Origin of the sequence: Caballeronia udeis (genome assembly GCF_001544555.2) — a bacterium.
GTDB lineage: Bacteria > Pseudomonadota > Gammaproteobacteria > Burkholderiales > Burkholderiaceae > Caballeronia > Caballeronia udeis.
In genome coordinates, this window is record NZ_FCOK02000067.1 from 42,874 (window position 1) to 55,095 (window position 12,222).

At 58.9% G+C, this 12,222-nt stretch carries 11 protein-coding genes; 6 read left to right on the forward strand and 5 right to left on the reverse strand.

The genetic code is table 11. The annotated features are described in order from the left end of the window. Positions 1-210 precede the first annotated feature (210 nt). Positions 211-1,098, forward strand: coding sequence for a serine hydrolase domain-containing protein (locus tag AWB69_RS33920; protein WP_156529056.1), 888 nt, complete (start codon positions 211-213; stop codon positions 1,096-1,098). Between the two features lie 104 nt (positions 1,099-1,202). Here AWB69_RS33920 and AWB69_RS48890 read toward each other — a convergent pair whose 3' ends face one another. Next, positions 1,203-1,433, reverse strand: a complete 231-nt coding sequence (locus tag AWB69_RS48890; RefSeq protein ID WP_197500380.1) for a hypothetical protein — start codon at positions 1,431-1,433, stop codon at positions 1,203-1,205. A gap of 204 nt (positions 1,434-1,637) precedes the next feature. Between AWB69_RS48890 and AWB69_RS33930 the strand changes: the two genes are divergently transcribed. The 3 genes from AWB69_RS33930 to AWB69_RS33940 are packed head-to-tail and all read left to right on the forward strand — an operon-like array spanning position 1,638 to position 3,993. After that, on the forward strand, positions 1,638-2,681 hold the full coding sequence (locus AWB69_RS33930; RefSeq protein WP_156529058.1) for an acyl-CoA dehydrogenase family protein: 1,044 nt from the start codon (positions 1,638-1,640) through the stop codon (positions 2,679-2,681). Then, complete coding sequence (locus AWB69_RS33935) at positions 2,669-3,337, forward strand: SAM-dependent methyltransferase (RefSeq protein ID WP_082913707.1); 669 nt, start codon at positions 2,669-2,671, stop codon at positions 3,335-3,337. The genes AWB69_RS33930 and AWB69_RS33935 overlap by 13 nt, the downstream gene beginning before the upstream one ends. Then, positions 3,334-3,993 (forward strand): glycosyltransferase, encoded by a 660-nt coding sequence (locus AWB69_RS33940; RefSeq protein WP_062091192.1) that lies wholly within the window; start codon positions 3,334-3,336, stop codon positions 3,991-3,993. Before AWB69_RS33935 ends, AWB69_RS33940 begins: the two co-directional genes overlap by 4 nt. A 29-nt stretch (positions 3,994-4,022) precedes the next feature. On the opposite strand, the gene AWB69_RS33945 is transcribed toward AWB69_RS33940, so the two are convergent. Then, positions 4,023-5,945: a putative bifunctional diguanylate cyclase/phosphodiesterase gene (locus AWB69_RS33945; protein WP_231937321.1), complete on the reverse strand. Its 1,923-nt coding sequence runs from the start codon at positions 5,943-5,945 to the stop codon at positions 4,023-4,025. Between the two features lie 459 nt (positions 5,946-6,404). On the opposite strand from AWB69_RS33945, the gene bamE reads away from it, so the two are divergent. Continuing rightward, positions 6,405-6,749: an outer membrane protein assembly factor BamE domain-containing protein gene (bamE, locus tag AWB69_RS33950; RefSeq protein ID WP_062091201.1), complete on the forward strand. Its 345-nt coding sequence runs from the start codon at positions 6,405-6,407 to the stop codon at positions 6,747-6,749. A gap of 255 nt (positions 6,750-7,004) precedes the next feature. Here bamE and AWB69_RS33955 read toward each other — a convergent pair whose 3' ends face one another. The 3 genes from AWB69_RS33955 to AWB69_RS33965 all read right to left on the reverse strand — a co-directional run bounded on the left by AWB69_RS33955 (position 7,005) and on the right by AWB69_RS33965 (position 10,204). Beyond that, positions 7,005-8,369 carry a hypothetical protein gene (locus AWB69_RS33955; protein ID WP_062091193.1) on the reverse strand — a complete coding sequence of 455 codons (1,365 nt, stop codon included), beginning with the start codon at positions 8,367-8,369 and terminating at the stop codon, positions 7,005-7,007. 378 nt (positions 8,370-8,747) lie between these two features. After that, positions 8,748-9,167, reverse strand: coding sequence for a LysR substrate-binding domain-containing protein (locus AWB69_RS33960; RefSeq protein ID WP_062091194.1), 420 nt, complete (start codon positions 9,165-9,167; stop codon positions 8,748-8,750). Positions 9,168-9,295: 128 nt separating this feature from the next. Continuing rightward, the gene (locus AWB69_RS33965; RefSeq protein WP_231937322.1) at positions 9,296-10,204 is read right to left on the reverse strand and encodes an alpha/beta hydrolase; all 909 of its coding nucleotides are present in this window, start codon (positions 10,202-10,204) and stop codon (positions 9,296-9,298) included. An 893-nt stretch (positions 10,205-11,097) separates the two neighbouring features. Here AWB69_RS33965 and AWB69_RS33970 point away from each other — a divergent pair. Continuing rightward, on the forward strand, positions 11,098-12,135 hold the full coding sequence (locus tag AWB69_RS33970; RefSeq protein WP_063977967.1) for an HAF repeat-containing protein: 1,038 nt from the start codon (positions 11,098-11,100) through the stop codon (positions 12,133-12,135). The last annotated feature ends 87 nt before the right edge of the window (positions 12,136-12,222 follow it).

Consider the following 12,222-nt stretch of genomic DNA (forward strand, 5'->3'; position numbering starts at 1 on the left):
AATTTGAAGATTTTCCTGGCGATCGGTTTGCCACTCTCGCAAGGGTAATTTCCTTATCCGTACCGCTCAATAGCTCTTGGCGACCAGAGTGCGCAGTCGCCGTTTCCCGGAGTGGAATGGACTCGAGTCGACCCTGCAACAGTGGGCTTCTCGCAGCAAGGACTTGACCAGGCCGTAGCCTATGCAAAACGGGAGGGCTCGACATCCGGCATGATCATTCAGCATGGTCTGGTCGTCGCTGAGTGGGGCGATGTTTCAAGGAGGTCGAATCTCTATTCGGGGAGGAAGAGCTTCATGAGCGCGCTGATTGGAATTGCGGTCGCCAGAGGCCAGATACATCCGGACGAGACGCTGGAACAACTCGGTATAGATGATAACGAGCCGTCCCTGACACCGACCGAGAAGCAGGCAAGCGTGCGCATGATGCTCGAGGCCCGCTCGGGTGTCTATCACCCCACCGTCTATGAAACATCAGGAATGGTGGCGTCGAAGCCGCCGCGCGGCAGTCACTTTCCGGGTACGTTCTGGTACTACAACAACTGGGATTTCAACACGCTCGGCACGATCTACGAGAAGGCAACGAATCAGCGCATCTTCGACGCACTGAAAACTGAAATCGCAGATCCGATCGGCATGCAGGACTATCGTCCTTCGGATGGGCAGTATGTGTCGGGCGGACTGACGACCCGATATCCGGCCTATCCAATTGACATGAGTGCCCGCGATCTCGCTCGCTTTGCGCTGCTGTACCTGAACAATGGCCGCTGGGGTGACCGGCAGATTGTTCCTGCAAGCTGGGTCATGGAATCAACTCGTTCGTACTCCAATACGCCGACTGGCGGCTACGGATACATGTGGTGGACGAGCACGCCCGCGAGCGGTCCGCGTGGTGCGAAGCTGGCCCTCCTGCGCGCAACCTATTGGGCCGACGGCAACCACGGGCAATATGCGGTCGTTGTGCCGTCGCTCGATCTGGTCGTCGTCAATCGCGTCGATGTCCGGCTTACGTCGAAGAGCATGCACCAGTCGAACATGGAGAAGCTGGTGTGGCTGGCCGAGTCGGCAGAGGGTGCGACGGAGATTGGCCCGGAGCCCTGAGAGTTGAGCCTTGAGCCCACGGCCGGACCGCAGAGCGCGAGCGACTGACTTGGACAAGGCTGTTAGTGATCCACGGCGGCCGAGCTTGTCTCGGCCGGATGGGTTCACGTCAGCAATTGCTGCAGCGCCTCGTCCGCGCTCAGCCTGGATGTATTCAGCGTCACGTTCGTCAGTTGATAGAGATTTTCGAGTGCGTCGACCATCCGGTGAATATGCTCCTGCGCCTCGCGGTGATCGTCAGCGAGTGACATGAACCGAAGCACGCACACAAGGAGGTTAAGAAACCGGTCGCATCCATTGCCGGTCGCATCCATCGCGATAGGCGGGGCCATCATCGCACCCGGCATCAAAACACGACATTCCGTCTGTCCTGCTCAAACACCTTGTGCGGCGCGAGCGCCGCCGTGGCATGGGGGTTGCTGACCCAGTGCTAGCCCGCGACAAAGCCGCTGCCGGGATCGACGGCCGGCACAGGAATAGCCCTTGCGGGACCAATTCGCAATGGGCGCGTTGCCCAAGGCCACCGACAAGGAGAAGCGATGCAGGAAACCGTTAACCTCGCCCCGCACGCACTCGACGCCTGTCTCGCCGAACTGCGCTTCGATCCCGACGATCCACGCTCGCTAGGCGAGGCTTTTGACGTGTTGGTCGACGGCGGTTTCGATCGTCTGCCGCTGCCGGGCGGCGGCGCCACGCTCGAACGCTGGCGCTCGCTCGCCGCCGTCGCGGCGCGCGACCTGGGTCTCGTCAAACTGTTCGAAGGACACACGGATGCGCTTGCGATTCTCGCCGAACTGCACGGCCCGGCGCCGCGCCCGGGTCGCCGCTGGGCGGTATGGGCCGCTCAGGCGCCCGATGCGCGCGTGGCAGCGGTGCGTGTCGAAGACCGGATTGTTCAGCTTTCCGGCGTGCAGTCGTGGTGCTCCGGCGCGCGCGCCGTAACCGATGCACTCGTCATAGCGTGGCTCGACGGCGAGCCGATACTCGCAGCCGTGCCGATAGGCGGTCCGCAGACGGCAGTGAGCACCGAGCGTTGGCACGCGGTGGGCATGCGGGCCACCGCGAGCGGCGATGTGCGATTCGAGAATGCTCCGGCCGTGCTGATTGGCAAGCCCCATGATTACGTCCACCGCCCCGGGTTCTGGCAGGGCGGCGCGGGCATCGCTGCCTGCTGGTTCGGCGCCGCAGCCGGACTTGCGCGGCGTTTGCGCGAGGCGACGGCGGCGCGCCCCGATCCATATCGGCTCGCGCATCTTGGCACGGCCGATGTCGCCCTGGCGGGCGCAGCAGCGCTCTTGCGCGAGACCGCACGGCTTATCGATGCCAACCCGAGCGACGGTCTGCATGACGCTGCGTTGCGAGCCCGGCTCGGCGTGGAGGCCGCGGTCGATACCGTACTTGCCGCGGTCGGGCGCGCGCTCGGAGCGGCGCCGTATTGCCGGGATGCGGCGTTCGCACGCGCGCTTGCCGACCTTCCCGTGTTCATCAGGCAAAGCCATGCCGAGCGCGATCTGGCGGCGCTCGGCGAGGCCGTGGCACAAGACGCGGCATCAACGGTTGGGGGTGAGCGATGGTCGCTTTGATCGGTTGCACCGGCGCGCTGCCGCCTCTTTCCGACACACCGGACCGGCGTGAACAACAGCGCTATTTCGACGCTCTCTACGCGCATGACGACGATCCCTGGTGTTTGCGTGAGCGCTGGTACGAGCGGCGCAAGCGCGCATTGACGGCCGCGATGCTGCCGCGCGAGCACTACCGCAACGTCTTCGAGCCCGGCTGCGCGAACGGCGAGTTGAGCGCTGTGCTCGCACCGCGCTGCGACGCCTTGCTCGCGGCCGACCTGCACGAGAGCGCGGTTCGGGCGGCGCGTACGCGGCTTGCATCATGGCCTCACGCACGTGTCGAGCAGCGCATGCTGCCTCGGGAATGGCCGCAGGGCCAGGGCTACGCGCCATTCGATCTGATCGTCGTCAGCGAGTTCGCGTACTACCTCGGCTCGGACGACCTGCAACAGCTCGCCAAACGCATCGGAGATTCGCTGGCCGACGACGGCTGCCTGCTCGCCTGCGACTGGCGGCATGCGTTTGCCGAGCGGCAGGCCTCGGCCGAGGCGGTGCACGACTGCTTTGCTTCGCACTGCGGTGTTTTGCCGGTGGCACACCATCTGGACGCGGATGTGCTGATCGACGTCTGGACCCGCGACGGACGTTCCGTTGCACAAAGAGAGTCGCTTGCATGATCGGCGCCGTCATTCCCGTACACAACGAAGAGGCGCTCCTGGGCTGCTGCCTTGCCGCGCTTGCCGTGGCCGCCGGTCATGCCGCGCTTGCCGGCGAGACCGTGCGTATTGTCGTCGTTCTTGATTCCTGTACGGATCGCAGTGAAGCGATCGCGTGTGCGGCCGGCGTGGAAATCCTGACCGTTGCCGCGCGCAATGTCGGCGTCGCGCGGGCGGCCGGTGCGGCGCTCCTGCTTGCGGCCGGCGCGCGCTGGCTGGCTTTTACCGACGCCGACAGCCGCGTTTCACCGGACTGGCTAGCCGTGCAGCTTTCGCTCGGTGTCGAGGCGGTCTGCGGTTCGATCTGCGTCGACGATTGGGACGCGCATCCGCCCGCGGTGAGGGAGGTCTTCGCCCGCATCTATCGCGATAGGGACGGCCACCGTCACGTACACGGCGCGAATCTCGGCGTGTGCGCATCGGCGTACCGGCGAGCCGGAGGTTTCCCGCCACTCGCGTGCCGGGAAGATGTGGTGCTCGTCGAACGGTTGATTGCGATTGGCGCCAACATTGCGTGGAGCGCCGCGCCGCGCGTTGTCACCAGCGCTCGCGTTGCTGCGCGCGTGCAGGGCGGTTTCGGCGACACGCTCGCGGGCTGGGCGACGCAGGCGCTTTGATTGCGCGGGAAAGGGTGAACAAGTAAAGACTAAGCAGCGGTCGCCGGTTGCTCAAGGAAGCTAACGACGTCGTCTGCCGGGATTGGCCTGGAATACAGATATCCCTGAACCGTCAGGTCTCCGAGTGTTTTGAGAATAGCTAATTCGGCTATCGTCTCCACGCCTTCAACAATGCAATCAAGGCCCATATCCCGACTGAGCGCAAGCAGAGACTTGACGATCTTGTAGCTCGCGGGATTCTTGTTCAGACCCGTTACAAAACTGCGATCGACTTTGATTTTGGTGAGCGGGAGCGCATGAAGGTGCGTCAGGCTCGAAAAACCTGTACCAAAGTCGTCCAGGGAAATACCGCATCCGAGCGATCGCAAAGTCTCCGTGGCACTACGAACTTGCGAAAAATCACGAATAAAGGCGGTTTCGGTTATTTCGAGATCGATCCGAGTGGGATTGAATCCACTCCTTTCGATTTGCGCAATGATGTCGTGGACGCTCTCGGGCGAGCTAAGATCGTGGGCGGACAGGTTAAACGAAAGACGGATGTGACCAGGCCAAAGTAAGGCGTGCGCAAGCGCCTTTTTCAATAGCGTCTGGGTGATCGTCAGGATCATCCCTGTTCGTTCAGCAACAGGAATGAACTGCGCCGGCGTGACGGAACCCAATGTCGGACTGGACCAACGAGCAAGTGCCTCGAATCCAATTGTCGATCGACTCGAAACATCGATGATCGGTTGGAACACTACAGTCAGTTCATCTTCGAGGTTCGCATGTTGTAGCGCCTGTTCAATTTTCGCGTCGGATCGAATTTTGGCGTCGTGATCAACCGAAAAAAGTGTCACCCTGCCACGACCCGTGCGCTTGCCGTGATAGAGCGCGTAGTCGGCATTCGCAAACAATTGCACCGTGTCACTCGCCATATCGGGATAGACGGCGAATCCTATTGATCCTCCTATTCGCAGTGTCGTATCTCCCAGCGGCGCAGCAGTTCGTATCGCAGAACAGATGAGTTCTCCGGTTGCCACGAGTTCGCTCGTATCGCCGAAATTTGAGGCCACAATCGAAAACTCATCCCCACCGAGCCTTGCGACATAGTAGTTTTCCGGACATACCTTTCCCAGGCGCATCCCAATTGTCTGAAGCAGTTTATCGCCGGTCGCATGACCATAAATGTCGTTGACGGGTTTGAAACCATCCAGGTCGATAATGCCTACGGCGAGGCGGGTTCCATCGGATCTGGCCTTCGCATACGCGTTGTCAAGGTAGGAAAAAAATGCACGACGGTTGGCCAGACCCGTCAGGCTATCAACATTTGCAAGCCGGAAATTTTCCACGCGTGCACTCACCATGTCGGTAAAGTCACGATAGTGGACCAGCAGTATGGCAAGCATGGCCGCGGAGACAAGGGCCGTGTTGATGGCGATTGCGACGAAGACGAGGTTCCCCGACAGGGAGAAGAAAATGACAAACGAGCCGTTGACGATGAAAGCAACCGTGAAAGCGGCCGAGCGCAAGTGCATCAGGCAGAAAATTACACCTATAACGGTGATCGCCATATAAAAGGCTACATGAGCCTTTTCGTAGGCGCCGCCGTAGGGAAATAGCATGAATGCCCACAGCGTGAAAGCGAGGGCAATAATGCCCGAGAGTCGCTGGGTGCGAGACAGCGCCTTTAACGCAATATCACGGGTTGCATCCTGCTTCGAACGACGCAGCCAGCCGATCACTCGCACGGCCGAGATCACGGTCATGACAACCGGTATGTAGATTGTCATCCATCGCGGCGCCATGTGCATGTGGGTCGCCGCCAAACCCCATGTGTTGATCATCAAGATCACATACATGAGGGGCATCTGAAATGTGAAAGCTCTATACTGAGCGATCAGTAGATCGGAATCGTTTTTGGGAATAGCCGCTATTTCTTTGGCGGCTTTCAGGTATTTCATGAACTCAATCATCACGCATCCTTGAGATCTATCGCTAACGAGTCCAATCCGCGACATCTGGCTATAAGATTCGAATCCCGGTTTCTCTTACGGCACTCCCAATGGCCTTGCGAGACTTTGCAAAGCCAAAGGAGGGGCCAATAGCCATGGCCGTTGTATCGGTATACGGCGATGCACCTCGATCTCTGTAGTGGTACTGGGGTGGGATTTGCTGAAATTGTTGTAGGACTACGCTTTCTGACTAAATGTAATGAGGTCAAAACCATAGTGGAGAAAGGTCACGACGCCAAGTCAGAACGCCCGGCGAATTATTGAAATATTAATGTAATAATGTTGTATTTAAAAAGAAATGAAGCGGCGCGTCGAGTGCGACACGCCACCAACCTGTACGCTCACAAGTTTTTTAATGTGCATCAAGTTGAACCAGGTATTTGACGGAGGAGGTAGTGTATGAAAGGCTCGCGAACCACGATGACCCTGTTGATCGTTTGTGCGTGCTTTCTGGCCGGCTGCGGCTCGACGGGGCGGGAGATCAAACCTGAGGATATATCGGACTTCAGGCCCGGGGTGACGACGCAGCAGCAGGTGGTTGCCAGACTGGGCACGCCATCGCAGACGTCTGCTTTACCAGATGGATCGACTTATCTGGTTTATGCGTTCACAAAACCACAGTCGCTCGCGGTGACATGGATTCCAATCATTGGTACGTTTGGTGGTGGCACGGACGGCCGTGGCACCACGATCAGCTTTCAGTTCGGACCGGACGGCATATTGAATACCTCGAATACAGCTTCTTCTTCGCGGTCTGGCCCGTAGATACTTCGACAGCCGTAAGCACACGGGTGCAAGATTAGATCAATAAGTCATCCTGACAATATCGCTTTTGCTCGTTCCGATTGCCTTATCTCGACAAAACCCGAACAAGTGCTGCGGTACTTATGCTCCGGGCATCGAAACATTCTCGATGCCGCACGCCTATTCGAAACGCCGGCGAAAACCGCTCCTCGCGGGTTATCGCGGGAGCTCTCCCGGCGTCCTTCTGGCGATATCGATCGCCACATTGAAATCAGATCAAAGCAACACCGCCTGTTGTAAAAGCTCCAAGGCTTTCAATTCATCCAACCGACCCGTACGCGCCTTGCCGGCGAGTGTCTTGATAAGTGCCTCTGCTATGGGTCCGATACCATGCAGATCGCTCAGACTGGTCGCCGAAGTTTGACCCTGCGGCTCTGTGACGACCTGCGTTGAGGGAGCGGGCGTCGACCGTTGATGATCGGCGACGTACGGAACATCGTTATTGGCAGATTGCCGAATCGCAGGTTCGGCGACGAACGGGAGCGCCTGATCTTGTTGTGCCACGACCGCGCTCGTTTTGAAGGCGGCGGCACTCATATCGCCGGTGTCTGGAGGTGAAGCGTGCTGAGGGTTCGCAGTTTTCACGCTCGTGACGGCATGCTTCTTCGCGGCTGTCGCTTTCGGTTCAACCACCGGCGGCAGTTCGTGCTGAGCGGCCGTATGACGACGCGACGCAGGAACAAGCAACGCCGAAACCGGCTCGGGGATATCGGTTACTGAACGCGGAATGTCCAGCCATCCGGTGGGCAAACCAAGGCGCTCCGTGAACCGGTTTGCTTCGGGATCGTCCATACGTTTCTGTCCATAAAAACGATTGGCCATGTTGGAGTCACTGATCTCCATCACCTCGGCGAGCCGTACCTTCGATCCTTTGAGGGAGGTCAGGACATGCAGGTTGGCGCGACGAATGTTTTCCACTGTTGCAATGTCATTCAACGCGAGGGATTGCTGAGACTCTGACTTTGAGGACGCTTTGACTTTCGCCGGGGCCGATTGCGGCCGGGTTGCCGCAGCAGGCTTCGCGGCTGTCGTAGTCTTGCTGTTTGCAGCAGCCCTTGGCGACCCGCCACTTGTTTTCTTCGGCATTTCTGGTTCCCTGGGCAAATGATCAGTGGGGGTGGGGTGGTGGTTGAACTGGATGACGGACGTCGGCCTGGATGCTTCCACGTAGGTAGCTTCCGGTTCAACGTTTGTGTCAATGAAGTCCAGTGGTGACCTCAAGCGTGCAATAATTTCAGGCGTGAGGACCGGATTGGGGTCATCGAAAAAACCATCGGGTAACCCAAGCGTAGTTTCAATGTGAAAGGCTGTCTCGGGCGTGAACCGCTCGCCGTTTATCAATTCGGCTACGCGTGTCAGGTTGGAGTCGAGTCCGAGCGCAATGTTCTCCGCCCCTGCTGCATCGACCAGCAATTTGAACGAACGTGTTTTGAAAATGGATGCTGTCTGAACCGGGTCTCGAGTTGATTGAGTTTTTGCAAACGGCTTGTTCTGCCGATGGGATGTCGCTTTTGAAGGTTGACGTGGCTGATGCTGGCCCTTGTCGCGAGATCCCGAGTATCGCCCGCGTGGTTGACTCATAAAGTAGGGCTCCTGCCTTGAAATCACTATCGGTCTTGCCATTATAGGCGAGCGTGAACGAGTGCCTCCATTGCGGCGAAATCAGGAGCCTTTGGCTTCAGTCTGGTGCGGTCCGTTTCAACACAATATGCAGGATCCGGTGTCAGGTCTGCTGCAGGAATCACGTGATTTGCACGATGATGGTATCGGGTGCATCTTCGAAGATGGAGTGGCCAACACCAGCCAACCTGCAACACGATCTCTCAAGCGATTGCGCCATCTGTTTTAACTTCGATGTCGCGCCGCGGGTCAAACGGCTCTGATGCAAATAGCAGAAACGGTCGAAGAGGTTAATTTAGACAGGATGACTTACGTATTTCGCGCGACTTTTTTCATCCGCTACCAATGTGCAGGCATATGAAACCGGGCTTGCCTGCCGGATTTCTCCACCGCCGCGATCAATTCGCGCGCGGCGGCAGAAGTACTGTTCGCGAACGCGTAGAACTGCACATTGGGCAGGGGCGGCATGCCGTCGGACAGATCCAGTACACGCAGCCCTTCGCGCAACTGACTGCGCGCGACAGGCCTCACCGCGAAGCCCGCCTGCGCGGCCGACAAACAGCCGGCCATGCTGCTGCTCTCGAACACCAGACGCCATGGTCTCGCGGCGCGGGTCAGCGCCGCGACAGCAGCTTCGCGATAGACGCAGGGTTCCGGAAATACCGCAATAGGCACTTCGTTATCGGAGTCGAAGACGCTGTCCGCGTCATATGCCCAGACCAGTTCCTCTTCCCACAGCAGCGTGCCGTTTCCCGGCACGCGTGCACACTGCTTGCGACATTCGTCCGATCGGCTAGCAAGACACTCCTATGGCCGTTCGCTTTCGACACCGCCCATCGGCTGGGCGAAAGCCGCAGTCTTTTTGCGCCGATTATCGAATCGCATCTTTAATGCGCATCGATGAAGGCGGTGACGTCGGCCAGAACCGGGGAGACCGTATTCTGCCCCCCCGAAAACGAGTCGACGATCGTATCGTGGCCGTAACCCGGATATTTTTTCAGTTCGACGGCGTCGCCATGCGCGCGCAGCGCGTCTGCGAAACGATCACTGTTGCGCGGATCGACATCGGTATCCGCTGTGCCGGCGGCGAGCAACATCGGTGGCTCGTTTCCCGTGACGAACGCGATGGGCAGCGCCCGCTCGCGCAGGGCCGCCGGAAAGATCTCGTCCATGTGAGGGTCGCTCGTCGGAATTGCGGCGTACGGACCCGCGAGTCCGATCATCCCGGCGAGCGAGGTATTCGATATGCCCTGCGCGGCCAGATAGCGCGGATCGGTCGCGAGCATCGCCGCCATATGCGCGCCGGAGGAATGTCCCATCACGAAAATGCGTCCGCTGTCGCCGCCGAATTCGCGCACATGATCACGCGTCCAACGCACGGCGGCAGCAGGGTCGTCGAGAAAGCCAGGGAAGACGGTCTCCGGATAGATGCGGTAATCCGCCGCGATCGTTACGATACCTCGCGCGGCGAGCGCTTTCGCGACTCCGCGCGACGCCGAGCGTTGACCACTTTGCCAGCCTCCGCCGTAGAAATACACGACGACGGGGTGGTTCGTGCTGATGCGGGACTCGGGCGCATATACGTCTAGCCGCTGGCGCGGCGCCTTGCCATAGGCGATGCCGCCCGGGCGCGCCCGAGAAGCGATTATGCCGGCTGCGCATGCAGCCAGTGACAGTGAAATGAATCTTCGTCTCGCTATTGCACGCATGTTGCTCGACCCGCGATTGTTATTGAAAAAGACGGCTGTCGCGTTCTTGAGCGACGCAAGTCCAAAAACGAACGCGCCCTCGCTCAATGATATCGCGTCAGGTATACAAGGCACTTGTGTCGGCAAGTGATAGCAAGCAGTCGGCCGACTCGATCAGGACACGGTCGGCCCGCTTCTTCGTTAGATTAAAGGATGCCTGAATGGCTGTATGTGCCGAAGACATCGTTCGGAACAGTAAAGTCAGCACCCACGTGAAGGCCGGACCGCCCTCAAGGGCAGTCCCAAGAGTGACCGATGTACTCAAGAGCGAGACGTTTGAACCGCAATGCCACGAAAGGTCGCTCAGGGTCGATGTGAGCCGATCGTCATCCGCCGCTGTTCGGCCGGGAGCGGTCGTTCTGCTGTCGCCCAAACATCGTCGACAATATTGTGGTCGAGTTCCACGTTATTAATGGATGGAGCATCACCTGATGGGAAGCTTGATGACCGGCGACGCTGTCCCAGGACTCGCCAAGAAGTCCGCAAGGGGAAATTGGCCAAGTGTATTTGTCTCCGACGACGCCATGCCGAAAGCTATATAGCGCGACGGGCTGATGTCCGTCCCGCGTTCGAAGAGGTCCAGAGGGTCGGGCGCTCGAACCCAAGCTATTGTTTAACCCACTGTCGAGCAAAGGCAAGTAATCACAATTTTTCATTGTCATTAATCTGCCTCACACTTAATAAGTTGAAAAAACCACTTCGTGGACTAGACTGCTCGATAACTTCTGTCTGCGCCCATCTTCCAAATACAAAAAAACGCTACTCCCTGTCGACCTCCCCCGACATTGAGACGCAAGGTGTACCGCCTTGTGCCGCACATGAACCGAAGTCGTGCTGAAGTCCGTGCCTGATCAGTTGCGTCCTTGTCAAAGCGCATTCGGTATGCCTACTGCCCGGTTGCCGACGGCGATCCAGTTCATGCCCCAGGAAAGGGAATTATTATGCAAACCGCATGCAGGCCAATTTGCAGTGTGCACTCCGTTCACCGTGCCCTGATTGTTTTCACCCTGCTCGCGGCTGCCGCATTCCAGCCCGCCGCAGGTCAAAGTTTTGTCATCAGGAATCTCGGCACGCTCCCTGGCAATGCGAGCCAGGCTAGTGGAATCAACGAGCGCGGCCAGGCGGTCGGTTTCTCGAACATCGTGAGCGGGGACGAGCACGCTACCCTGTTTGAAGACGGGAAGGTGATCGACCTGGGCACGCTCCCCGGTGACAACAATGCTGCCGCAGACGGGATCAACGATCGCGGCCAGGTGGTCGGCTGGTCCACTGCAAACGGGAACAACGAGCGCGCCTTTCTGTTTGAAAACGGAGTGATGACCGACCTGGGCACGCTCCCCGGCGGCAACGCCAGTATCGCTACCGCCATCAACAATCGCGGCCAGGTGGTCGGTTGGTCGCTCGACGCAATCACGGATGCCAAAGCCGTTCGGTTTGAAAAAGGCGTGGTGACCGAGCTGGGCTCACTCGGTGGCTACTTCTGCTGGGCTTTTGGGATCAACGATCGCGGTCAGGTGGTCGGCGGGTCCACTACCGCAACCGACGGCAACGACCACGCCTTTCTGTACGACAACGGTGTGATGACTGACCTGGGCATGCTCCCCGGCGGCAACAGCGCTGACGCTTTCGCGATCAACAATCGCGGTGAGGTGGTCGGCCAGGCGGCCACTCCGGGCGGGTACGAGCACGCCTTCCTGTATGAAAAAGGGGTGATGACCGACCTAGGTACACTCCCCGGTGGCAATATCAGTGCTGCGTCCGGAATCAACGATCGAGGCCAGGTGGTCGGCTCGTCGACCGATGCAAGCGGGAACTTTCACGCCTTTCTGTATGAACACGGAGTGATGACCGACCTGGGCACGCTCCCCGGTGGCAACGGCGGTTCGGCTAGCGCAATCAACAGTCGCGGCCAGGTCGCGGGTACCTCCTCGACACGTTATACCCCGTGGAACGCCGTCATCTGGACACCAAAAAGATGATTGCCGATCTCTAGACACAATGTATTGGACCTGCTGTACCTCAAGCGACGCGGGTTAAGCTTGAGGCTCCGAAGAACCGAAGGCTCA

Bases quoted from the DNA above. Each gene is read 5' to 3' on its own strand.
- AWB69_RS33920 (WP_156529056.1), top strand. From the start codon at position 211: ATGATCATTCAGCATGGTCTGGTCGTCGCTGAGTGGGGCGATGTTTCA.
- AWB69_RS48890 (WP_197500380.1), bottom strand. From the start codon at position 1,433: ATGATGGCCCCGCCTATCGCGATGGATGCGACCGGCAATGGATGCGAC.
- AWB69_RS33930 (WP_156529058.1), top strand. From the start codon at position 1,638: ATGCAGGAAACCGTTAACCTCGCCCCGCACGCACTCGACGCCTGTCTC.
- AWB69_RS33935 (WP_082913707.1), top strand. From the start codon at position 2,669: ATGGTCGCTTTGATCGGTTGCACCGGCGCGCTGCCGCCTCTTTCCGAC.
- AWB69_RS33940 (WP_062091192.1), top strand. From the start codon at position 3,334: ATGATCGGCGCCGTCATTCCCGTACACAACGAAGAGGCGCTCCTGGGC.
- AWB69_RS33945 (WP_231937321.1), bottom strand. From the start codon at position 5,945: ATGATTGAGTTCATGAAATACCTGAAAGCCGCCAAAGAAATAGCGGCT.
- bamE (WP_062091201.1), top strand. From the start codon at position 6,405: ATGACCCTGTTGATCGTTTGTGCGTGCTTTCTGGCCGGCTGCGGCTCG.
- AWB69_RS33955 (WP_062091193.1), bottom strand. From the start codon at position 8,369: ATGAGTCAACCACGCGGGCGATACTCGGGATCTCGCGACAAGGGCCAG.
- AWB69_RS33970 (WP_063977967.1), top strand. From the start codon at position 11,098: ATGCAAACCGCATGCAGGCCAATTTGCAGTGTGCACTCCGTTCACCGT.